Consider the following 20,565-nt stretch of genomic DNA (forward strand, 5'->3'; position numbering starts at 1 on the left):
ACAGCCGCAAAAACACCTCCGGCGTTGCACGTTGCCGCCCGGTTCCTGTCGCCAGGCTGACAGCGCCTACAAGGGGCGAAAGATATTCCGGCCGTTTTCCTGGCCGACCTTCACCGGTCTGCCCAGTTGCTCTCGCTCCAGCATGTCGGCAAGCAGCGCGGGATCGCCGTCGGTCATCGCCACGAACCGGTCGCCGGAGCTGTCGAGGCGGCCGAAGATATAGCCTTTCTCAGGCGCTGCCTTGCCGTACGCGACGCAATAGGTCTCGATCCTCCCGGCTCCGTGCGGCGCGCCATTCACGCTCTGCTTGGGTCGGGCATCGAGCTCGGCCTGAAGAATCTTCGGGTCCTGGCGGCGCCACGGTCCGTCGGTCGGCTCGGTCGAGTAGAGACCTGCCGAATGCTTGGTGAGATAGTTGCCGTTCGCCGTCACCATGCCGAAAGTGCCGGGCTGCCTGCGCACCACCTTCATCATCTCGGCGATCGAGTGGGTGACGTAGTTGTTGCCGGGACCGCCGAAGAAGGGGAGACCGCCGGTGACGCTGACCAACCGCGGATCGTCCTCGGCAAGACCGATCTCCTTCATCGCCACCTCCACGGCCGAGGGGAAGCAGCTATAGAGATCGAAGGCGGTCACGTCCGACAGCCGCCTACCCGCCATGTCGAGCGCAAGCCGGGCGCAGCCATGGATGGCGGGGGAGGCGTCCAGCCGGTCGCGCTCGGACACGAACCAGGTGTCGGTGCCGTCGGCGCAGCCATGCAGGAAGACCCAGCGGTCTTGCGGAATGCCCCACTCACGCGCCTTCTCGACCGACGTCATCAGAACGGCCGCCGCCTGATCGATCATCGCGTTGGCGTTCATCAGCCGTGGATAGGGGAAGCAGATCCAGCGATTGTCGTCGGAAATTGTGGCGAGCTGATCGGCGCTGTAACCTTCGCGGCGCGTCGCAAGGGGATTGTCCTTGGCGACGGCCGCCAGCCGTTCGAACAGCCGCCCCATGGCGTTCATGTGAGCGGGCACGTCGCGCCCGAGGCCGCCACGGATGGCGTTCTCCAGCAGGGGATAGAAGTGGATCGCCGCGCGCAGTTCGTGGCGCGCCTCCTCCTCGCTGAAGCCGAACCGCCTGTCGCCGACGCGCTCGGGCTCGCCGCCCGGATCCTCGTTCCAGTCGATCGCCAGGCCGGCCTTGCGGGCGTTCTGGGTGCTGCGCAGGAGTTCGGCCCCGCAGACCAGCGCCAGCTCCGTCTCGCCTTCGGCGATCTCCTCGGCGAAGCGATTGACCAGATACTGGGGCATGTTGCCGCCGGAATGGCTGTAGAGAAGCTGGCGCGGCCGGGCGCCGAGCCGGTTGGCGACGCTTCTGGGCGGATTGCTCGACCGGCCGAAGGGCGAGGCGAAGCGCGGGCTGATATCGCTGAAGAACTCCATCACGGCCAGCGCATCGATCTTGCGCCCGAGCGCCTCGGCGCCGACCGAGGGCCTGGCATCGGCGAGGGCGACCCGGACGGCTTCGGCGCAGAAGGCCACGCGCGAGCGCTCGCTCGACGGCTCGCCGGTCGTGTCGGTGATCTGGCCGCCGCCGATGAGGATGGGGGTGCGAGGATCGATCACTTGACCAGCGCCTCGATCTCGGCCGGCTCGAGGCCAGCTTCGGCGAGCACGGCCTTGGTATGCTCGCCGAGCCCCGCCACCTTGGGGCCGCTTTGCAGGGGCGAGCCGGAGAAGCGGAACGGCGGCGCGGGCGACTTGTAGGCACCGGCGCGGTCCTCGATGGTGCAGAGCGAGCCGCGATGCTCGACCTGCGGATCCTTCAGCGCCTCCGTCACCGTGAGGTAGGGCGAGCAGGGCACGCCATGCTTCTCGAATGCCGCCACGACCTCCTTCACAGTGAGGGTCCTCGACCATTCCTCGAGCTCGACCACGAACAGGCCCCAGTTCATGCGCCGGTCGGCGTATTTCTCGAACCGCGGATCGGTGAGCCAGTCGCGCCGGCCGGCGGCGGTGGCCATGTCCTGGAAGGTGCGCTCGCTGGCCGTCGCCAGCATCACGTAACCGTCCTTGGCCTCGATCGGGCCGTACATCGGCCGCGACGGCACCTCGAAGTCGAACTGGGCGCGGTTGACCTCGCCCAGCAGCATGCCGACCAGACTCTCGAACATCGAGACGTCGACCATTTGCCCCTTGCCGTTGACGTGACGCTGGTGCAGCGCGGCCAGAATGGCGCCCAGCGCATAGGCACCGCTGGCATAGTCGGCGACGAAGATGCCGCAATTGTCAGGCCGCTCACGCCCGCCCTGGTAGCCGAGGTGCGCCATGTCGTAGCCCGTCGCCGCATGGATCACCGGCGCATAGGCCGGACGCCCGGCGGCAGGCCCGGTCTGACCATAACCCGAGATCGCCCCATAGATGATCCTGGGGTTGACCTTCGCGAGTTCCGGATAGTCGAGCCCGAGCCGTTTCATGACGCCCGGCCGGTAGTTCTCGAGCACGATGTCGACGGTCTTGACCAGAGCCTTTACCGCCGCCACCGCCTCCGGGCGCTTGAGGTCGAGCACGATCGAGCGCTTGCCGGCATTGAGCTGGCCGAACATCGTGCCCGCGCCGTCGCGCTGCACGGGCCGGCTGCGCATCAGGTCGCCCTCCGGCGACTCGACCTTGATGACATCGGCCCCCATGTCGGCCATCAGCCGCCCGCAATGCGGACCGGCGATGGTGGTCGAGAAGTCGAGGACGCGGACACCGGCAAGCGGGCGAGGCATCGTTTGCTCTGTCATGGGATCACCGGACAATGAGGATGAAGACGACGCCGCCCACCACCAGAAGGCTGCCGATCCATTCGCCGACGGACGGTCGCTCCTTCAGGACGAGGTGCGAGGCGATGAAGGTGAAGACGAGCTCGATCTGCCCCACTGCGCGCACCAGGGCCGCATTCTCGAGGGTCATGGCGAGGGCCCAGCCGGCCGATCCCAGCACGCTGAAGATGCCGACCCAGATCGACGAGCGCCAGTTGACCCGGACCTTGGCGAGCTGCGGCCGGTCGCGGACGGCGAGATAGGCGCCCATGATCACGATCTGGATGGTGTTCATGCAGGCGAGCACCGTGATGCCGCGCACCATGAAGTCGCCGCTGTGCTCGTGCTTGGCGGCCTCGCGGATCGTGCCGGCGGCGATGGCGAAGAACAGCCCGGACAGGATGCCGTAGAGCGCCCCCTTGTGCGTGAGGTCGGCCAGCACCGAGCGGATGTTCGCGAACGAGCCGCGCACGCTCAGGATGGCGACGCCGGCAAGGCAGACCAGGATGCCGATCCAGGCGCCGAGCTTCAGTGGCTCCGACGCGAGAAAGGTCGCGTAGAGCGCCACGAACACCGTCTCGGTCTTGGAATAGACGGTGCCGACCGCGTAGTTGCGCAACGAGAAGGAGTGGATCATCAGCGATGTCGCCACGATCTGCGCGACGCCCGCCACCGTCACCAGAGCAAAGAAGGTGAGCGACAGCGCCGGAACCTCGCGGCCTGTGACGAAGACCAGGAAGGCCAGCATGCCGAGGGCCAGCGGCGCACCGTAGAGATACCGGACGAAGTTCGCGCCATCGACGCTCAGCACATGGCGGATCTTCTGCTGCATCGTCGTGCGGATGTTCTGGAACAGCGCGGCGGCGATGGTGATCGGTATCCAGAGCGGCACGTCTCCCCTCTAACGTTCTTTCATGTCGTAGCTATAGAAGGCGGTGTCTTCCCGAGCGAAGCGAGGGATCTTTGCCCGCGCCGACTAAGGATCCCTCGCTACGCTCGGGATGACACGGATGGACACTCGTGATGAAGAGACGTTCTTCTGCCATATGCACTTTCCTGCCTCCAGAGGCGGCAGTGTATGGGCTGTTTTGCTGTCCGTCTGCCCTTCAGATTTTCGCGCCTCGGACCTCTTTCCCGGCTGAGGAGGCGCGAGTAATGTCCGGCCGACTTTTACTCAAAGGGCGGAGACCCAAGCGCGATGGCCAGGCAGAAGCAATCCAAGCTGCATCCCAACCCGACCTTCGACAAGGCGAAGATGCCGAGCCGCCACACGACGGTCGGGCCGGAGCGAGCGCCGCACCGCTCTTATCTCTACGCCATGGGGCTGAACGAGAAGCAGATCGACCAGCCGATCGTCGGCGTGGCGACCTGCTGGAACGAGGCCGCACCCTGCAATATCGCGCTCAACCGCCAGGCGCAGGCGGTGAAGATCGGCGTCGACCGCGGCGGCGGCACGCCGCGCGAGTTCACCACCATCACCGTGACCGACGGCATCGCGATGGGCCACCAGGGCATGAAGTCGTCGCTGGCGTCGCGCGACCTCATCGCCGATTCGGTCGAGCTCACCATGCGGGGGCATTGCTACGACGCCATGGTGACGCTGGCTGGCTGCGACAAGTCGTTGCCGGGCATGATGATGGCGATGCTGCGCCTCAACGTGCCGTCCGTTTTCATGTACGGCGGCTCCATCCTGCCCGGCAAGTTCCGGGGGCGGGACGTGACGGTGGTCGACGTGTTCGAGGGTGTGGGCATGCACGCCGCCGGGAAATTCTCCGACGCCGACCTGCACGAGCTCGAATGCGCCGCCTGCCCGTCGGCCGGCTCGTGCGGCGGCCAGTTCACCGCCAACACCATGGCCTGCGTGTCCGAGGCGATCGGCCTGGCGCTGCCCGGCTCGGCGGGCGCGCCCGCACCCTACGAGACGCGCGATCAATATGCCGAAGCGTCGGGCGAGGCCGCGATGAACCTCCTGAAGCTCGGCATCCGCCCGCGCGACATCGCCACGCGCGAGGCGTTCGAGAATGCCGCAACGGTGGTTGCCGCCACCGGCGGCTCGACCAATGCCGCGCTCCATCTGCCGGCGATGGCGCACGAGGCCGGCATCAAGTTCGACCTGCACGATGTGGCACGCATCTTCAAGAAGACGCCGTACATTGCCGACCTCAAGCCGGGCGGCAAGTATGTCGCGTTCGATCTCTACCGGGTGGGCGGTATTCCGGTCGTCATCAAGGAGCTGCTCGATGCCGGGCTGCTGCACGGTGACGTGCTGACGGCGACCGGCAAGACGCTGGCCGACAACCACAGGGACGTGAAGTTCCCCGAGAACCAGGATGTCGTCTATCGGGTGAGGAACTGCATCACGCCGACCGGCGGCGTGGTCGGTCTCAAGGGCAACCTTGCACCCGAGGGCGCGATCGTGAAGGTGGCGGGCATGAAGCGTCTCGCCTTCACCGGTCCGGCACGCTGCTTCGATTCCGAGGAGGCGGCGTTCGACGCTGTGGTGAAGGGCAAGTTCAAGGAAGGCGACGTTATCGTCATTCGCTACGAAGGCCCCAAGGGCGGCCCGGGCATGCGCGAGATGCTGTCGACGACGGCCGCTCTCTACGGCCTCGGCGTCGGTGAGAAGGTGGCGTTGATCACCGACGGCCGATTCTCCGGCGGCACGCGCGGCTTCTGCGTGGGCCATGTCGGGCCCGAGGCGCAGGTCGGCGGGCCCATCGGCCTGCTGAAGAACGGCGATATGATCACCATCGATGCGGTGAAGGGCCGCTTGTCGGTCGATCTCTCGGACAAGGAGCTTGCCAGCCGCCGCAAGACATGGAAGCCGAAGAAGAACGGCTATACCGCAGGCGCGCTCTGGAAATATGCCGAGCTGGTGGGTCCTGCCGTCGACGGCGCCGTCACCCATCCCGGCGCCAAAAAGGAAAGCCACGTCTTCGCCGATATTTGAGATGGACGAGGACCGGTCTCCGGCTAGAGATCGGCGCCCACCGCCTGCGAGACCGACGAGAAGCCGTCGCGCGCAAGCAAGGCGGCGAGTTCGTCCTTGATGCGCCGCACCAGCGTCGGCCCCTCGAACACCAGCGCCGAATAGAGCTGCACGAGGCTCGCCCCGGCCCGGATCTTGGCGTATGCGGCGCTCCCGGAATCGACGCCGCCGCAGCCGATCAAGGGAAACTGGCCTTCGACCCGCTGCGCCGTGCGGCGCAGAACATCGGTCGACAAGGCCGCGAGGGGCAGGCCCGACAGGCCGCCGGCCTCGCCGCGATTGGTCGAGACGAGCGACGGCGGCCGCGACAGGGTCGTATTGCCGACGATTAGTCCGTCGAGTCGGAGCTCGCGGCAGACGGCGACAATGTCGTCGAGATCGTCATCGGTCGCATCGGGAGCGATCTTCACCACCAGCGGCACCGTTGCGTCCGCGATCGCCTCCTTAACCCGTTTCAGCAGGTCCGCGAGCTGGCTGCGGCCCTGCAGATTGCGCAATCCCGGTGTGTTGGGCGACGAGACGTTGCAAACCAGGTAATCGGCATAAGGCGCCAGCGCCTTGCTGCAGGTCACATAGTCGGCCGTCCGATCGGCACTGTCCTTGTTTGCGCCGACATTTGCGCCGACAAAGCCCGAGCGCGATCGCCGACTCAGCCTCGAGAACGCCGCCTCCAGGCCCTCGCCCGGAAAGCCCATGCGGTTGATCACGCCGCGGTCCTCGCGAAGGCGAAAGAGGCGCGGCCGTGGATTGCCGGGCTGGGGCCTCGGCGTCACGCTGCCGACCTCCACCAGCCCGAAGCCCATTGCCAAGGCGGCGTCAGGGACCTCGGCATTCTTGTCGAAGCCGGCGGCGAGCCCGATCGGATTGGGCAAATGGCGGCCCCAGATCTCGACGGCGAGCGACGGTGGATCGGGCCGGCGATCCCGCGGCACCCAGCCGCTCTTCAATGCGCGGATCGCCAGACCGTGCGCCGTCTCCGGATCGAGTCGGGACAGGAAGAGGTCGGCGAGCGCGTACCAGTCGGGCATGCCCTCCGGTTAGCAGAGATCCCCTGTGGAGCGCTCCGCCTTCCGCCTAGTTCGGGAGGGTCCTGTCATGCTGCGGCAGCAGTCCCGGCGACCGATCGAAGAGGACGCTGAACAGCTCCTTCATGAGATCGCCCATCGCGGGGGCGTCAGGCGTGGTGGCATCGGTCCAGCCGGTGACCTGCGACAGGGCGATGTCGTTGCGACAATAGACGCCGAAGACGTAGACGTGGCCCGACGTTCCGGGCTTGAAGCGCCTTTCGCCGTTGCATACCGCGTCACCGCTCAGGTCGTTGGCGGGATTGAAGACCAGCATCAGCCGGTAGTCCGGGTGCGGCTCCTCGGACGGCGTTTCGTAGGTGAAGGTGAGGCGCGGCGGCGGCTTGTTGGCTTGCATGACGGGCAGCAGGCGCCGCGCGACCTCGGCCTGCGGCATGCCGGGGAAGGCGTCGCCCAGAAGGACGACCCGGAAGGTCTTGTTGTCGGTGGCGGTGTAGAACTCGCGGAAGTCGTACTGGGTCGCGTAATCGGAGCCGCCGAGCGTCGCTGCATGAGCGAGGACGGGCAGGGTGGCAACCGCGGCCGCAGTCGCAGCGATCCTCCGGACGAAGCGCATCGAGACCTCCAGCAACGTACTCGGTGGCAAAATAGAGCAATCCGCACCACCGGGCACGTCACATTGTCGCGCGCGAAACGTCGGCCCGACGCGAGAGCCTACACATCGAGATCGCGCGCGAACTTGGCGTTCTCCTGGATAAAGGCGTAGCGCTTCTCGGGCTTGCGGCCCATCAGGTCCTCGACCAGCGAGGCGGTGCGCATCGCCTCGCGCCGCTGCTCGGCGTCCGCCGCCGTGGGAATGTCGATCTTGAGCAGGGTGCGCTTGCCGGCATCCATGGTGGTCTCGCGCAGATGGACGGACTGCATCTCGCCCAGGCCCTTGAAGCGCGTGATGTCGATCTTGCCGCCACCGAACACGTCGCGAACCAGCTCCTCCTTGTGGGCCTCGTCGCGTGCATACTCGGTGCGGCCGCCCTTGCTCAGCCGGTAGAGCGGCGGCTGGGCGAGGAAGAGATGGCCGTTCTCGATCAGCTTCGGCATCTCGCGATAGAAGAACGTCATCAGAAGCGAGGCGATGTGCGCACCGTCGACGTCGGCATCGGTCATGATGATGACGCGTTCGTAGCGCAGCCGGTCCTCGTTGTAGTGGTTGCCCGTGCCGCAGCCCAGCGCCTGGATGAGGTCCTGCACTTCCTGGTTGTCGCGCAGCTTGTCGGCGCTGGCGCTGGCCACGTTCAGGATCTTGCCGCGCAGCGGCAGGATTGCCTGCGTCTCGCGGTTGCGGGCCGCCTTGGCCGAGCCGCCCGCCGAATCGCCCTCGACGAGGAAAATCTCCGTGCCCTCGGCGGCGGTGTTGCTGCAGTCGGCGAGCTTGCCGGGCAGCCTGAGCTTGCGCGTCGCGGTCTTGCGTTGCTGCTCGCGGTCCTGCTTGCGGCGCAGCCGCTCCTCGGCCTTGGCGATCACGTGCTCGAGCAGGACGTTGCCGACTTCCTTGTCGCCGGTCAGCCAATGCTCGAAATTGTCGCCGACGACCGTCTCCACGAGCTTGGTCGCCTCGACGCTGACCAGCTTCTCCTTGGTCTGGCCCTGGAATTGCGGCTGCTCGATGAAGACCGAGACGAGGCCGGCGGCACCGTCCATTACATCGTCGGCCGTGATGACCGATCCCTTGCGGCTGCCGGTGAGCTCGGCGTAGCGCTTGAGGCCGCGCACGAGCGCGCTGCGGAAGCCCGACTCGTGCGTGCCGCCATCGGAGGTCGGCACGGTGTTGCAGTAGGAGCGGACGAAGCCCTCTTCGTCGGTCGGCCACCAGACGGCCCATTCGACCTTGCCGCCGGCCGTGCCGTTGGTCTCGCTGCGCGCTTCGCCGGCGAAAGGCTGCGGCACGACCGTCGCACGCTCGCCGATCTCGGAGATCAGGTAGTCCTTGAGACCGCCGGCGAAATGGAACGACTCCTCCTCGGGGATCGTGTCGCCTTTCAACAGGCTCTTGTCGCACTTCCAGCGGATCTCGACGCCGCGGAAGAGGTAGGACTTGGAGCGCGCCATGCGGTAGAGCCGCTCGGGCACGAAGGCGAGCTTGCCGAAGATCTCGGGATCGGGATGGAAGACGACCGTCGTGCCGCGCCGGTTGGGCGCCGCACCATTGGCCTTGAGCTTCGAGGTGGGCTTGCCGCGCGAAAAGCTCTGCGTCCAGGACTGGCGGTCGCGCGCGACCTCGACGGCCAGCTCGTCTGAGAGCGCATTGACGACCGACACGCCGACGCCGTGCAAGCCGCCCGAGGTCGCATAGACCTTACCGTTGAACTTGCCGCCCGAATGCAGGGTGGTGAGGATGATCTCCAGCGCCGACCTGTTCTTGAACTTGGGATGCGGATCGACCGGAATGCCGCGGCCGTTGTCGCGGATCAGGACCTTGTTGCCGGCCAGCAGCTCGAGATGGATCGTATCGGCGTGGCCGGCGACGGCCTCGTCCATCGCATTGTCGAGCACCTCGGCGACGAGATGGTGCATCGCCCGTTCGTCTGTGCCGCCGATATACATGCCGGGGCGCTTGCGGACAGGTTCGAGCCCTTCCAGCACCTCGATGTCGTGTGCGGTGTAGGAGGAGTCCTTGCCCGCCGCGGCGCGCTTGCCGCCCGGGCGCTCGAACAAATCGCCGTTCTTCGCCATGCCTGCTTCTTGTCGTTGCGCGGCCGCGCGAGGGGATCGCCGGGTGACCGCTTCGATAGGGATATGGTAGGAAAACCGCGCAAAAGCAACAACATCCGGCAGGACAAGATGCCCGAAAACCCGCGCGATCCCATCGTCCGGACCATGCCGCAGCCGGCCGACATGAACGGCAACGGCGATATTTTCGGCGGCTGGGTGCTGTCGCAGATGGACGTCGCCGGCGGCGCCCTGGCGGCACGGGTCGCCAGGGGACGGGTAGCCACGGTGGCCATCACCGCCATGGCCTTCGTCCAGCCGATCAAGGTGGGCGACATGGTCTCGATCTACGGCAAGGTGGCCCGGATCGGCCGCACCTCGGTCACCATCGATCTCGAGACGGTGGTCCAGCGCCGCCACGACGCCGCCGAGATCAAGGTGACCCACGGCACCTTCGTCTTCGTCGCCATCGACGGCGAAGGCAAGCCGCGCGAGGTGCCCAAGTGAGGGCGGCAGCGCTCCTGTCGACGCTGGCGATGGTGCTGGCGCCTGCCATGGCGGCAGCCCATCCGCACATCTGGATGCTCCAGCGCGTGAAGCCGATCGCCAGCGGCGGGACCTACATGGCGCTGGAGCTCGAATGGCGGTTCGATCCGGTATCGAGCGAGAACGAGATCGCGGTCATCGACAAGGACAAGGACGGCAAGCTCTCGCCGGCGGAAGTGCAGCAACTCGCTGCGGACACGCTGCGAGCCCTCGAGCAGGCGAGCTTCATGACCTGGCTCAACATCGGTGGGAAGGATTTCAGGCCGACCAAAGCCGAGGTCTTCAATGCGCAGATCGAGGATCCGGCAAGTTTCACCCCGCCGGAATGGGACAGGACAGCCGGTGACAAGGACGCAGCGCTTTCCAAGCCGGAAACGCCCAGGGCCGCGCCCGGCAAGCTGCGCAACCTCGTCTATACGATTCGCGTGGCGCTGCCGCAGCCCACGAAGGCACTCGCAATCACCACCTACGATCCGGAAGACTTCATTCGCGTCGAGGTCGACAAGGCAAACCTGCCGCCAGGCTGCGCGGTCGGCAAACATCCGAGCTACAAGTCGGAGTTCGTGCCGGGCCGCCCGGTCGCGGCCGACACAGTCTCCTGCACGCTGCCTTGAGGAGGGGAGAATGCCCTATCTGGTTTCGGCCGATCTGCCGGACGCTTCCGCCGGGGCGCGCTTCCGGATCCTTTTGGAGCGACCCGGCATCCTGCAGATGCCCGGCACACACAACGGTCTCGCCGCGCTGCAGGCCAGAGCGGCGGGCTTCGAGGCGCTGTATCTGTCGGGCGGCGCGATGTCGGCCTCGATGGGGCTGCCCGATCTCGGCGTCATCACGGTCGACGAGGTCTGCTTTTTCATCCGGCAGGTGACGCGGGCGAGCGGCCTGCCGGTGCTGGTCGACGGCGATACGGGCTACGGCGAGGCGCTGAACGTCATGCACATGGTCCGTGCCTTCGAGGAGGCCGGCGCCGCGGCGGTTCATATCGAGGACCAGCTCCTGCCGAAGAAGTGCGGGCATCTCAACGACAAGAAGCTCGCCGACCCGCAGGACATGGCGGCCAAGGTTGCTGCGGCAAGGAAGGCGCGGCGCGACCTCGTCGTGATCGCCCGAACCGACGCGGCCGCCAGCGAGGGCATCGACGGCGCCGTGGCACGCGCCAGACGCTATCTGGAGGCCGGCGCCGATGCCATCTTTCCCGAGGCGCTGACCAGCGCCGAGATGTTTCGCGCCTTCGCCAAGGCGATGCCCGGCGTGAAGCTGCTGGCCAACATGACCGAATTCGGTCGCACGCCGTTCTTCACCGCCAGCGAATTCGAGGCGATGGGCTACAGGATGGTGATCTGGCCGGTCTCCGCGTTCCGTGTCGCCAACAAGGCGCAGGCCGCCCTGTATGCCGCGATCCGGCGGGACGGTGGAACCCACAAGATGCTCGACCGGATGCAGACGCGCACCGAGCTCTACGAGACGATCGGCTACCACCAGTACGAGGCACTCGACGCCTCGATCGTGGCGACCGTCGTGCCCGACGGCATGCCACAGCGCTAGAGGCCGAGCGGCGAAAGATCGGGCGCACGGCGGTGGAAGTCGGTGGCGTCCTGGAAAGCCTTGCCGAGGCGCAGCACGTCGCGCTCGGCATAGGGCTTGCCGACGAGCTGGATGCCGAGCGGCAGGCCGTTGGACTGACCCGACGGCAGGGCGAGACTGCAGAGGCCGAGGTAGTTCGCCGGCCGCGTGAGATAGCCGGGAATGGGCGAGGCCTCGTCGACCTCGGCAAGGGGGATCGCCGGCACGGCGACCGTGGGCAGCAGCACCGCATCGAAGCGCCGGAACCAGTCGGCGAAGGCGCGCCGCCGATCGGCCATCAGGCGGATCTCCTCCGCATAGGCGCCCGGCGCCAGCTCCTTGGCGGCGAGGGTCCGTGAGCGCACGGCGGGGCCGATCGGCTTGGTCGCATCTTCGATGTAGGCGCGGTGAAGAGCGAAGGCTTCGGAGGCGATGATGGTGCCGGCCGGCCGCGACAGGTCGAAATACCAGTCCGGCAACCGGACCGCCTCCACCGCCGCACCCAGCTTCTCGAACGTGCGCGCGCTTGCCTGCCAGGCTCTGGTCACGTCCGGATGCATGAAGTCCGGAAGCTGATTGGCGTCGGGCAGGGCGATGCGCATGCCTTTCACTGAACCGGAGCTGGTCGCCAACGTAAAATCTTCCAGCGGCTGACCGAGCGTCGTCGGATCGCGCGGATCGGGCGCGGCGAGCGCGTTGAGGAGTAGGGCGCAATCTTCGACCGAGCGCGCGAGAGGGCCGATCGTGTCGAGCGTCCAGCTCAGGAGCAACGTGCCCGAGAGCGCGATGCGGCCGAAGGTGACCTTGAGACCCACGAGGCCGTTGAAGGCCGAGGGAATACGCACCGATCCGCCGGTATCGCTGCCGATGCCGGCCGGCACGAGGCGCGCGGCGACGGCAACGCCAGTGCCGCTCGAGGAGCCGCCGGGGACGCGGTGTGTCGCCAGATCCCACGGATTCCAGGGCGCACCCATCAGCGGATTGGTGCCCCAGCCACCGAAGGCGAACTCGACCATGTGCAGCTTGCCGAGTGGAATCATGCCGGCCGCCGTGAGTCGCTCGACGGTATTCGACGTCTCGGTCGCCTGCCGCGTGGCGTACATCTTCGAGCCGCCGGTCCCGATACGACCGGCGATGTCGCACAGGTCCTTGTAGGCCATCGGCAATCCGTGCAGGGGCCCAAGCGGGAAGCCGGAGCGGCGTGCGGTGTCGGCGGCATCGGCGAGCGCTTTCGCTTCCTTGCCGTAGATCTCGGTGAAGGCATGGAGCTTTCCGTCGGCCTTGTCGATCCGAGCAAACAGGGCATCGACGATGTCGCGCGAGGAAAAACGGCGGGCGGAAAGGCCTCCCGCCAGTTCAGTGAGCGTGAGGTTGTGCAGGTCGGACATGATACGCGACTCCCACTCAATAGGTGGCCCGGCCACCGGACAGGTCGAAGACCGATGCCGTGCTGAAGGTGCAGAGCGGCGAAGCGAGCCAGGCCACAAGCTCGGCCACTTCGCCGACCTCGCCGAAGCGGTTCATCGGGATCTTGGACAGCATGTACTGGATGTGCTGCTCGGTCATCTGGCTGAACAGCTCCGTCTTGACGACAGCGGGCGCCACGCAGTTCACCAGCACGCCCGATGTCGCGAGCTCCTTGCCGAGCGACTTCGTGAGCCCGATCACGCCTGCCTTCGAGGCCGAGTAGGCGGAGGCGTTGGGATTGCCTTCCTTGCCCGCGACCGAGGCGATGTTGACGATGCGCCCCCAGCCGCGCTTCGCCATGGCCGGCGCCAGCGCGCGGTTGCAAAGGAAGACGCCTGTCAGATTGATGTCGATCACCTGACGCCAGGCATCGACCGGGTATTGTACGAGAGTCGTGTTCGGGCCCGTGATGCCCGCACTGGCGATCAGAATGTCGGGCACGGCCAGTTGCTGCTCGGTCGCGCCCAGGGCTTTGTCGATCGACTCTGCGCGGGTGACATCGACCTCGACGGCGATCGCGCCCTTCAATTCCTTTGCGGATTGCCGCGCGCGGTCGAGATCGCGGTCCCAGAGCGCCGCGCGGCCGCCATCGGCCACGATCCTGGCTGCGCAGGCAAGCCCGATGCCGCGCGCGCCCCCTGTGACAACGGCAACCCGCCCCTTGAACAAGCCGCCCGCCATGGTTACCTCCCAACCGCTTGAATTGTCTGGCGATTCCCACCATACCGGGCCATCGCCTCATCCGCTACACTTGCACTTTCGCATCACCCCGAGCGTTTCTGGGAGTTCCATGCCTTCGCCCGTGCCGGCCTCGATCGATGCCACTGTCGAGCTCTTGAAAGCCGGCGACTATATCGCCGACCGCAGCCTCGCCACCGTCCTTTACCTTGCCCTCAAGCTCGGCCGCCCGCTGTTTTGCGAAGGCGAAGCAGGCGTGGGCAAGACCGAGATCGCCAAGGTGCTGGCGAAGACGCTGAAGCGGCCGCTGATCCGCCTGCAGTGCTACGAAGGGCTCGACGTCTCGTCCGCCGTCTACGAGTGGAACTACTCGCGCCAGATGATCGAGATCCGGCTGGCCGAGGCGCAAGGCGTGCAGGATCGCTCCGAGCTCGAGTCCGACATCTTCAACGAGCGCTTCCTGATTCGTCGCCCGCTGTTGGAGGCATTGCAGCCGCATACCGAGGGCGCGCCCATTCTGCTGATCGACGAGCTGGACCGTACCGACGAGCCGTTCGAAGCCTATCTCCTGGAGGTGCTGTCCGACTTCCAGGTCACGATCCCCGAGCTCGGCACGATCAAGGCGGCGCAGACGCCCATCGTCGTCATCACCTCGAACCGCACCCGCGAGATCCACGACGCGTTGAAGCGGCGCTGCTTCTATCACTGGGTCGACTATCCCGACCTCAAGCGCGAGCTCGAGATCCTGAGAGTGAAGGCGCCGGGCGCCAGCGAGCGGCTGTCGCGCCAGGTCGTGGGCTTCGTCCAGGAGCTGCGCAAGCTCGATCTCTTCAAGTCGCCCGGCGTGGCCGAATCGATCGACTGGGCGACTGCGCTGTCGGAACTGAATGCCCTCGATCTAGACCCCAAGACGATCAACGACACGCTGGGCGTGCTGCTCAAGTACCAGGACGATATCCAGCGCCTGCAGGGCTCGGAAGCGGCGGATATCCTGCGCAAGGTGAAGGCCGACATCGCGGCGCAGCCGCTGGGGTAGGGCTGCCCGCAGATGTTCATCCTCGTCATCTCAACGGCCCGGTCCGCGTCATCCCGAGCGCAGCGAGGGATCCCCGGTCGGCGTTGCGAAAGATGCCTCACTTCGTTCGGGATGATACGACGCAGCCACTACGGAAGGCCGTAATGGACGCGCTGCCGCCCTCTGCGGCGGAACCGGCGCGCGGCGACCGCTCGGGTGGCGACAAGCTCGCCACCAACATCGTCCATTTTGCGCGGACGCTTCGTACGGCCGGGCTGCGTGTCGGTCCGGGGCAGGTGCTGCGGGCGATCGAGGCGGTCGAGGCGGCAGGACTCAAGAGCCGCGACGATTTCTACTGGACGCTCCATTCGGTGTTCGTGAACCGCCGCGACCAGCGCGAGATCTTCGACCAGGCCTTCCACGTCTACTGGCGCAATCCGCGTCTCCTGGAGAAGATGATGGAGATGCTGCTGCCACAGGTCGGCGTGCCGGCCGAGGAGGACAAGCGCAAGCAGCTCAGTCGTCGCCTGCAGGAGGCCTTGCAGCCCGGGCATGGCGAATCGCCCGACGACAAGGAGAGCGAGCCGCCGGAGGTCGAGGTCGAAGCGACCTTCACCGTCTCCGACCGCGAGGTGCTGCAGCACCGCGATTTCGAGCAGATGAGCCAGGCCGAGATCGACGAGGCTTTGCGCGCGATCTCGCGATTGCGCCTGCCGGTTCCCGAGCGGCGCACGCGCCGCTATCGCTCCGCCGTGCGCGGACCGCGGGTCGATTTCCGCGGATCGCTGCGCCGCGCACTGCGGCCGGAGGGGCTGATCGAGCTGCGTCGACGCGAGCCACGGCGGCGGCCGCCGCCGCTGGTGATCCTGTGCGACATTTCCGGCTCGATGGCGCGCTACACGCGGATGTTCCTGCATTTCATGCACGCCATTACCAACGATCGTGACAGGGTCTTCTGCTTCACCTTCGGGACGCGGCTGTCGAATGTGACACGCGCGCTGCGCAATCGCGACGTGGACATCGCATTGCAAAAGGCCTCCGCGCAGGTCGAGGACTGGTCGGGCGGCACGCGCATCGGCCAGGCGCTGCACGAGTTCAACAATCGCTGGTCGCGACGCGTGCTGGGGCAGGGCGCCATGGTATTGTTGATCACCGACGGGCTCGACCGCGAAGGCGCGGCCGGGCTCGCCGAGGAAATGGAGCGGCTCCACAAGTCGTGCAGCCGCCTTATCTGGCTCAACCCGCTCTTGAGATACGGCGGTTACGAACCCAAGTCTCAAGGAAACAAGGCGATGCTGCCGCATGTCGACGAATTCCGGCCGGTGCATAATCTCGAAAGCCTGGGCGGGCTGATCGCGGCGCTGGACGTGAAAAGCCACGCTGCCGACAAGCGGCTCTCGAACTGGCAAGCGGAACTGCGCAAGGAGTAAAGACCATGAGCGACGCGCTGGAAGTCCTGGATCAGGTCGGCAAGTGGAAGGCCTCCGGCAAAGGCGTGGCCGTCGCGACGGTGATCACGACCTGGGGCTCCTCGCCGCGGCCCGTCGGCAGCCAGCTCGCGGTCGACGACAGCGGCGCCATGGTGGGCTCCGTCTCGGGCGGCTGCATCGAGGGCGCCGTCGTCAAGGAGGCGCTCGCCTCGATCGCCGACGGCAAGCCGCGACTCCTCGATTTCGGCGTCACCGACGAGCAGGCCTGGGATGTCGGCCTCGCCTGCGGCGGCAAGGTGCAGGTGTTCGTCGAGAAGGTGAGCTGACCGATGAAGAGCGAAACCTTGAAGGCGCTGCAGGATGCCCGCACCGACCGGCGCGCGGTGGTGCTCGCGACGCGGCTGAGCGACGCGGCCGAGGCGTTGGTCTACCCCGATCGCGCCGACGGCGAGCTGGCGGGCGATGCGACGCTCGTCGCGGCCGCGCGTCGCGCGATGAAGATCGGCCGCAGCGAGACGGTCGATCTCGCGGGCCAGAAGGTTTTCCTCAACGTCTACGTTCCGCCCGCTCGGCTCATCATCGTGGGTGCCGTGCACATCGCGCAGTCGCTGGCGCCGATGGCGTCGCTGATGGATTTCGATGTGACGGTCGTCGATCCACGCCGCGCCTTCGCGACCGACGCGCGCTTTCCCGGTGTGAAAGTGATGCAGGAATGGGCGGACGAGGCCTTCGAAAAGATGGGCCTTGACGGCTCGACCGCGGTCGTGACGCTGACGCACGATCCCAAGCTCGACGATCCGGCGCTGGAGGCGGCGCTCAGGTCCGATGTCTTTTATGTCGGCGCGCTCGGCAGCAAGCGGACGCATGCCAAGCGCAAGGAACGGCTGATCGACGCCGGCATCACCGAGGAGCAATTCGCGCGCATCCACGGTCCGGTCGGCCTCAACATCGGCGCGAGGTCGCCGGCGGAGATTGCGGTCTCGATCCTGGGGCAGATCATAGAAGTGCGCGCGCGCCGGCTGGAAGCCTTGGCCGCGCCTAAGGCCGCGGCAGCATGAGGTTCGGAGACACCCCGATCGAGGAAGCCAGAGGCGCCATCCTGGCTCATAGCTGGCGCGCGAACGGCATCAATTTTGCCAAGGGGCGCTTGCTCACCGACGACGATATTTCCAAGCTCAAGGCCTTGGGTGTCGAGGCGGTTGTCGCCGCGCGCCTGGATCCCGACGACGTCCACGAAGACGAAGCCGCCGCCACGGTGGCGAAGGTGCTGGCCGGGGAGGGGATCGAAGTCACGGCACCCTTCACAGGGCGCTGCAATCATTTCGCGCGCGAGGCCGGCCTCGCGGTGATCGATCCCCGGCGCATCGACGAGCTGAACGAGCTCGACGAAGCAGTGACCGTCGCCACCCTTCCGCCGTTTGCGCGCGTGACGCCGCGACAGATGGTGGCCACCGTCAAGATCATTCCCTATGCCGCGCCGCGCGCGGCCGTCTCGCGCGCGGTCGAGGTGGCGAAGGCCGCGAACCGGCCGCTGGTCTCGGTGGCGCCGTTCCGGCCGATGCGGGCCGGCCTGGTGCAGACGAGGCTCGCCGGCACCCGCGACAAGGTGCTCGACAAGGCCGTCGGGACGACCGGCAAGCGGCTCGCCTCGCTTGGCAGTATGCTGGTCGGCGAGCGCCGTTGCGGCCACGACGCGGCGGCCATCGCCGCCGCGCTGACGGAGCTGAAGGAGGAGGGGTGCGATCTCTTCCTGATTGCCGGTGCCTCGGCGATCGTCGATCGTCACGATGTGGTGCCGTCGGGCATCGTCCAGGCGGGCGGCACGGTCACCCATTTCGGCCTGCCGGTGGATCCCGGCAATCTGCTGCTGACCGGCGAGCTCGACGGCAAGCCGGTGTTGGGCTTGCCCGGCTGCGCGAAGTCGCCGAAATACAACGGCTTCGACATGGTGCTGGAGCGCCTGGCCGCGCGCCTGCCGGTCGGTCGCGCCGAATTGGTGCGCATGGGAGCAGGCGGCCTGCTGGCCGAGATCTCGACCCGTCCTCAGCCCCGCGACGAGGGCGATGGCGAGGAGGCCGGCCCGCAGCAGGCGCCGCGCGTCGCCATCGTGATCCTGGCCGCCGGTCGCTCCACCCGCATGGGCGGCCCCAACAAGCTGCTCGCGGACGCGAATGGCGCGCCGCTGGTCGTGCATGCCGTCAAAGCGGCATCGAGTTCGCAGGCGGTCGAGGTCGTGGTCGTGCTGGGCCACATGGCCGACGAGGTGAGAAAGGTCATCGAAGGCGCTGTTCCAGCCGAGTCGAAGCTGCGCTTCGTCATCAATCCCGACTTCGCCGGCGGCCTCAGCACGTCGGTGCGAACCGGCATCGGCGCACTGGGCAAGAATATCGACGCGGCCGTCGTTCAGCTCGGTGACATGCCCGCGGTCAACACCGCGCTGCTGGACCGGCTGCTGGCCGCCTTCAATCCGGTCGAAGGCCGCTCGATCTGCGTTCCGACGGTCCGCGGCAAGCGCGGCAATCCGGTGCTGTGGGACCGACGCTTCTTCGCGGAGATGGCCAATCTCTCCGGCGACAGCGGCGCCAAGCACCTGATCGGCGAGCATGCCGATCTCGTCTGCGAGGTCGAGATGGCAGGCGAGGCGGCCCTCACCGACATCGACACGCCGGAGGCGCTGGCGGCGTTCAGGGCCGGAGGAACAGTGCAGAGTCCGCCATGAGTTTCGACGTCGCCTTTGTTCGCCGCCAGTTTCCGATCCTGTCGGAGATCATCGATGGCCGGCCCATTCACTATCTCGACAACGGAGCTTCGGCGCAGAGCCCTTTGGCCGTCCTCGATGCCGTGCGCGCCTACGAGACGACCGGCCGCGCCAACGTCCTGCGCGGCGTCCATCGCCTGGCCGAGCGCGCCACCGAGGCCTACGAGAATGCCCGCGCCGAGGTCGCGAAGTTCCTGGGCGTGCAGCCCCTGGAGATCGTCTTCACCGGCGGCTGCACGGCAGCGATCAACCTCGTGGCCTATTCCTACGGCCAGTTGCTGAAGCCCGGTGACCGCATCCTGCTCTCGGAGCTGGAGCACCATTCCAATATCGTGCCCTGGCAGCTTCTGCGCCAGAGAAGCGGCGTCGAGCTCGACATGGTGCCGGTAACGGCCGACGGCCGCATCGACCTCGCTGCGCTGCCAGGCTTGCTGACCGACAAGACGAAGCTCGTTTCTCTTGCGCATGTCTCGAACGTGACCGGCGCGCTGCTGGACGTGCGGGCAGTCGTCGAGGCGGCGAAGGCCGTCGGCGCCAAAGTGATGCTGGACGGCGCCCAGCGCGCCCCGCACGGTCCGCTCGATCTCGCCGGACTCGGGATCGATTTCTATGCCTTCGCCGGCCACAAGGCCTATGGCCCGAACGGCATCGGCGTGCTGTGGGCGAGGCCCGAGCTTCTGGAGGCGATGCCGCCGTTCCATGGCGGCGGCTCGATGATCGGCCGCGTGACGCTCGCGGAGACGACCTGGGCCCCGCCGCCGCGCCGGTTCGAGGCCGGCACGCCGCCGATCGGCCCGGCCATCGGCCTCGGGGCGGCCTGCAAATGGATGGCGGCGCTCGACTGGAGCGCAGCCCACGACCACGAGATGGCGCTGGTGCAGCGGCTGATGGACGGCCTGCAAGAGATCGACGGAACACGCCTTCTCGGGCCGGCCAGCCTGCAGAACCGCTATCCCGTCGTGTCCTTCATGCTCGACGGCGTGCATCCGCACGATGTGGCGCAGACCCTCGATGCTTTCGGCGTGGCGGTTCGGGCCGGCCATCACTGCGCGCAACCGCTGATGGATCGTTTCGATCTCGACGGCACGACTCGCGCCTCGATGGCGCCTTACAACGACAACGACGATATCGATGCCCTGCTGGCCGGCGTCCGGCACGCAGCGAAGACCCTGCGATGAGCGACCGGCTTTACCAGGAGCGCATCGTGGCGCTTGCCAAGGCGAAGACGGGAGCGGGCAAGCTCGCGTCGCCGACGAAGTCGGCACGCCGCGACAACCCGCTGTGCGGCGATCGCGTGAGCATCGACGTCACGCTGGACGGCGAGGGGAAGATCGCGGAGATCGCCCATCAGGTGCGCGGCTGCCTGCTCTGCCAGGCCTCGGCATCGGCGCTGGCATCGGTCGTCGTCGGGCGCGATGCGGCCGGCGTCGCCGATCTCCGGCATGACGCCGAGCGGGCAATCGGTCGGAAAGTCGGCGAGCCACACGAGCCCTTCGTGGCCTTCGTCCCGGTGCGCGAACACAAGTCGCGCCATGAATGCGTGCTGCTGCCGTTCGAGGCCCTCGAGGACGCGCTTTCCTAAACTTTCCCCGCGCC

19 protein-coding genes are annotated in these 20,565 nt (G+C 67.0%); 11 read left to right on the forward strand and 8 right to left on the reverse strand.

What is annotated here, in order from left to right:
* Positions 1-66: 66 nt before the first annotated feature.
* Genes OJF58_RS23775 through OJF58_RS23785 form a run of 3 tightly spaced genes read right to left on the reverse strand, consistent with a single transcriptional unit; the run spans position 67 to position 3,684 of the window.
* The gene (locus OJF58_RS23775) at positions 67-1,611 is read right to left on the reverse strand and encodes an acetyl-CoA acetyltransferase (RefSeq protein WP_300780348.1); all 1,545 of its coding nucleotides are present in this window, start codon (positions 1,609-1,611) and stop codon (positions 67-69) included.
* On the reverse strand, positions 1,608-2,759 hold the full coding sequence (locus OJF58_RS23780) for a CaiB/BaiF CoA-transferase family protein (protein WP_300780349.1): 1,152 nt from the start codon (positions 2,757-2,759) through the stop codon (positions 1,608-1,610). Before OJF58_RS23780 ends, OJF58_RS23775 begins: the two co-directional genes overlap by 4 nt.
* 19 nt (positions 2,760-2,778) lie before the next feature.
* Positions 2,779-3,684, reverse strand: a complete 906-nt coding sequence (locus OJF58_RS23785; protein ID WP_300780350.1) for a DMT family transporter — start codon at positions 3,682-3,684, stop codon at positions 2,779-2,781.
* A 306-nt stretch (positions 3,685-3,990) separates the two neighbouring features.
* On the opposite strand from OJF58_RS23785, the gene ilvD reads away from it, so the two are divergent.
* Positions 3,991-5,742 carry a dihydroxy-acid dehydratase gene (ilvD, locus tag OJF58_RS23790; protein WP_300780352.1) on the forward strand — a complete coding sequence of 584 codons (1,752 nt, stop codon included), beginning with the start codon at positions 3,991-3,993 and terminating at the stop codon, positions 5,740-5,742.
* Positions 5,743-5,765: 23 nt separating this feature from the next.
* Here the strand turns inward: ilvD and OJF58_RS23795 are convergent, their stop codons facing one another.
* The 3 genes from OJF58_RS23795 to parE all read right to left on the reverse strand — a co-directional run bounded on the left by OJF58_RS23795 (position 5,766) and on the right by parE (position 9,536).
* The gene (locus OJF58_RS23795) at positions 5,766-6,809 is read right to left on the reverse strand and encodes a quinone-dependent dihydroorotate dehydrogenase (protein ID WP_300780353.1); all 1,044 of its coding nucleotides are present in this window, start codon (positions 6,807-6,809) and stop codon (positions 5,766-5,768) included.
* A 46-nt stretch (positions 6,810-6,855) separates the two neighbouring features.
* Positions 6,856-7,422: a hypothetical protein gene (locus OJF58_RS23800; RefSeq protein ID WP_300780354.1), complete on the reverse strand. Its 567-nt coding sequence runs from the start codon at positions 7,420-7,422 to the stop codon at positions 6,856-6,858.
* Between the two features lie 98 nt (positions 7,423-7,520).
* On the reverse strand, positions 7,521-9,536 hold the full coding sequence (parE, locus tag OJF58_RS23805; protein ID WP_300780355.1) for a DNA topoisomerase IV subunit B: 2,016 nt from the start codon (positions 9,534-9,536) through the stop codon (positions 7,521-7,523).
* A 108-nt stretch (positions 9,537-9,644) separates the two neighbouring features.
* Between parE and OJF58_RS23810 the strand changes: the two genes are divergently transcribed.
* Genes OJF58_RS23810 through prpB form a run of 3 tightly spaced genes read left to right on the forward strand, consistent with a single transcriptional unit; the run spans position 9,645 to position 11,603 of the window.
* Positions 9,645-10,019: an acyl-CoA thioesterase gene (locus tag OJF58_RS23810; protein ID WP_300780356.1), complete on the forward strand. Its 375-nt coding sequence runs from the start codon at positions 9,645-9,647 to the stop codon at positions 10,017-10,019.
* A complete protein-coding gene (locus OJF58_RS23815; protein WP_300780358.1) occupies positions 10,016-10,672 on the forward strand; it encodes a DUF1007 family protein in 657 nt (218 codons plus the stop codon). The genes OJF58_RS23810 and OJF58_RS23815 overlap by 4 nt, the downstream gene beginning before the upstream one ends.
* A gap of 10 nt (positions 10,673-10,682) precedes the next feature.
* Complete coding sequence (gene prpB / locus OJF58_RS23820; protein ID WP_300780359.1) at positions 10,683-11,603, forward strand: methylisocitrate lyase; 921 nt, start codon at positions 10,683-10,685, stop codon at positions 11,601-11,603.
* On the opposite strand, the gene OJF58_RS23825 is transcribed toward prpB, so the two are convergent.
* Complete coding sequence (locus OJF58_RS23825; protein ID WP_300780360.1) at positions 11,600-13,009, reverse strand: amidase; 1,410 nt, start codon at positions 13,007-13,009, stop codon at positions 11,600-11,602. The genes prpB and OJF58_RS23825 overlap by 4 nt on opposite strands.
* A 16-nt stretch (positions 13,010-13,025) precedes the next feature.
* Entirely contained in the window at positions 13,026-13,769 is a 744-nt protein-coding gene (locus OJF58_RS23830; protein ID WP_300780361.1) for an SDR family NAD(P)-dependent oxidoreductase, read from the reverse strand.
* Positions 13,770-13,878: 109 nt separating this feature from the next.
* Between OJF58_RS23830 and OJF58_RS23835 the strand changes: the two genes are divergently transcribed.
* The 7 genes from OJF58_RS23835 to OJF58_RS23865 all read left to right on the forward strand — a co-directional run bounded on the left by OJF58_RS23835 (position 13,879) and on the right by OJF58_RS23865 (position 20,551).
* Positions 13,879-14,802 carry a MoxR family ATPase gene (locus OJF58_RS23835; protein WP_300780362.1) on the forward strand — a complete coding sequence of 308 codons (924 nt, stop codon included), beginning with the start codon at positions 13,879-13,881 and terminating at the stop codon, positions 14,800-14,802.
* Between the two features lie 143 nt (positions 14,803-14,945).
* Positions 14,946-16,211 carry a VWA domain-containing protein gene (locus tag OJF58_RS23840; protein ID WP_300780363.1) on the forward strand — a complete coding sequence of 422 codons (1,266 nt, stop codon included), beginning with the start codon at positions 14,946-14,948 and terminating at the stop codon, positions 16,209-16,211.
* Positions 16,212-16,216: 5 nt separating this feature from the next.
* Complete coding sequence (locus tag OJF58_RS23845) at positions 16,217-16,537, forward strand: XdhC family protein (RefSeq protein ID WP_300780364.1); 321 nt, start codon at positions 16,217-16,219, stop codon at positions 16,535-16,537.
* Positions 16,538-16,540: 3 nt separating this feature from the next.
* Complete coding sequence (locus tag OJF58_RS23850) at positions 16,541-17,269, forward strand: XdhC family protein (RefSeq protein WP_300780365.1); 729 nt, start codon at positions 16,541-16,543, stop codon at positions 17,267-17,269.
* Complete coding sequence (locus OJF58_RS23855) at positions 17,266-18,930, forward strand: molybdopterin-binding/glycosyltransferase family 2 protein (protein WP_300780366.1); 1,665 nt, start codon at positions 17,266-17,268, stop codon at positions 18,928-18,930. Before OJF58_RS23850 ends, OJF58_RS23855 begins: the two co-directional genes overlap by 4 nt.
* Positions 18,927-20,147 (forward strand): SufS family cysteine desulfurase, encoded by a 1,221-nt coding sequence (locus tag OJF58_RS23860; RefSeq protein WP_300780367.1) that lies wholly within the window; start codon positions 18,927-18,929, stop codon positions 20,145-20,147. Before OJF58_RS23855 ends, OJF58_RS23860 begins: the two co-directional genes overlap by 4 nt.
* A complete protein-coding gene (locus OJF58_RS23865; RefSeq protein WP_300780368.1) occupies positions 20,144-20,551 on the forward strand; it encodes an iron-sulfur cluster assembly scaffold protein in 408 nt (135 codons plus the stop codon). The genes OJF58_RS23860 and OJF58_RS23865 overlap by 4 nt, the downstream gene beginning before the upstream one ends.
* Positions 20,552-20,565 lie beyond the last annotated feature (14 nt).

This window comes from Enhydrobacter sp., from assembly GCF_030246845.1.
GTDB lineage: Bacteria > Pseudomonadota > Alphaproteobacteria > Reyranellales > Reyranellaceae > Reyranella.

What these genes read in the sequence shown, in the direction of transcription:
- OJF58_RS23780 (WP_300780349.1), bottom strand. Translation starts at nt 2,759, where the DNA reads ATGCCTCGCCCGCTTGCCGGTGTCCGCGTCCTCGACTTCTCGACCACC.
- ilvD (WP_300780352.1), top strand. Translation starts at nt 3,991, where the DNA reads ATGGCCAGGCAGAAGCAATCCAAGCTGCATCCCAACCCGACCTTCGAC.
- OJF58_RS23795 (WP_300780353.1), bottom strand. Translation starts at nt 6,809, where the DNA reads ATGCCCGACTGGTACGCGCTCGCCGACCTCTTCCTGTCCCGACTCGAT.
- OJF58_RS23800 (WP_300780354.1), bottom strand. Translation starts at nt 7,422, where the DNA reads ATGCGCTTCGTCCGGAGGATCGCTGCGACTGCGGCCGCGGTTGCCACC.
- parE (WP_300780355.1), bottom strand. Translation starts at nt 9,536, where the DNA reads ATGGCGAAGAACGGCGATTTGTTCGAGCGCCCGGGCGGCAAGCGCGCC.
- OJF58_RS23810 (WP_300780356.1), top strand. Translation starts at nt 9,645, where the DNA reads ATGCCCGAAAACCCGCGCGATCCCATCGTCCGGACCATGCCGCAGCCG.
- prpB (WP_300780359.1), top strand. Translation starts at nt 10,683, where the DNA reads ATGCCCTATCTGGTTTCGGCCGATCTGCCGGACGCTTCCGCCGGGGCG.
- OJF58_RS23825 (WP_300780360.1), bottom strand. Translation starts at nt 13,009, where the DNA reads ATGTCCGACCTGCACAACCTCACGCTCACTGAACTGGCGGGAGGCCTT.
- OJF58_RS23830 (WP_300780361.1), bottom strand. Translation starts at nt 13,769, where the DNA reads ATGGCGGGCGGCTTGTTCAAGGGGCGGGTTGCCGTTGTCACAGGGGGC.
- OJF58_RS23835 (WP_300780362.1), top strand. Translation starts at nt 13,879, where the DNA reads ATGCCTTCGCCCGTGCCGGCCTCGATCGATGCCACTGTCGAGCTCTTG.
- OJF58_RS23840 (WP_300780363.1), top strand. Translation starts at nt 14,946, where the DNA reads ATGGACGCGCTGCCGCCCTCTGCGGCGGAACCGGCGCGCGGCGACCGC.
- OJF58_RS23845 (WP_300780364.1), top strand. Translation starts at nt 16,217, where the DNA reads ATGAGCGACGCGCTGGAAGTCCTGGATCAGGTCGGCAAGTGGAAGGCC.
- OJF58_RS23850 (WP_300780365.1), top strand. Translation starts at nt 16,541, where the DNA reads ATGAAGAGCGAAACCTTGAAGGCGCTGCAGGATGCCCGCACCGACCGG.
- OJF58_RS23855 (WP_300780366.1), top strand. Translation starts at nt 17,266, where the DNA reads ATGAGGTTCGGAGACACCCCGATCGAGGAAGCCAGAGGCGCCATCCTG.
- OJF58_RS23860 (WP_300780367.1), top strand. Translation starts at nt 18,927, where the DNA reads ATGAGTTTCGACGTCGCCTTTGTTCGCCGCCAGTTTCCGATCCTGTCG.
- OJF58_RS23865 (WP_300780368.1), top strand. Translation starts at nt 20,144, where the DNA reads ATGAGCGACCGGCTTTACCAGGAGCGCATCGTGGCGCTTGCCAAGGCG.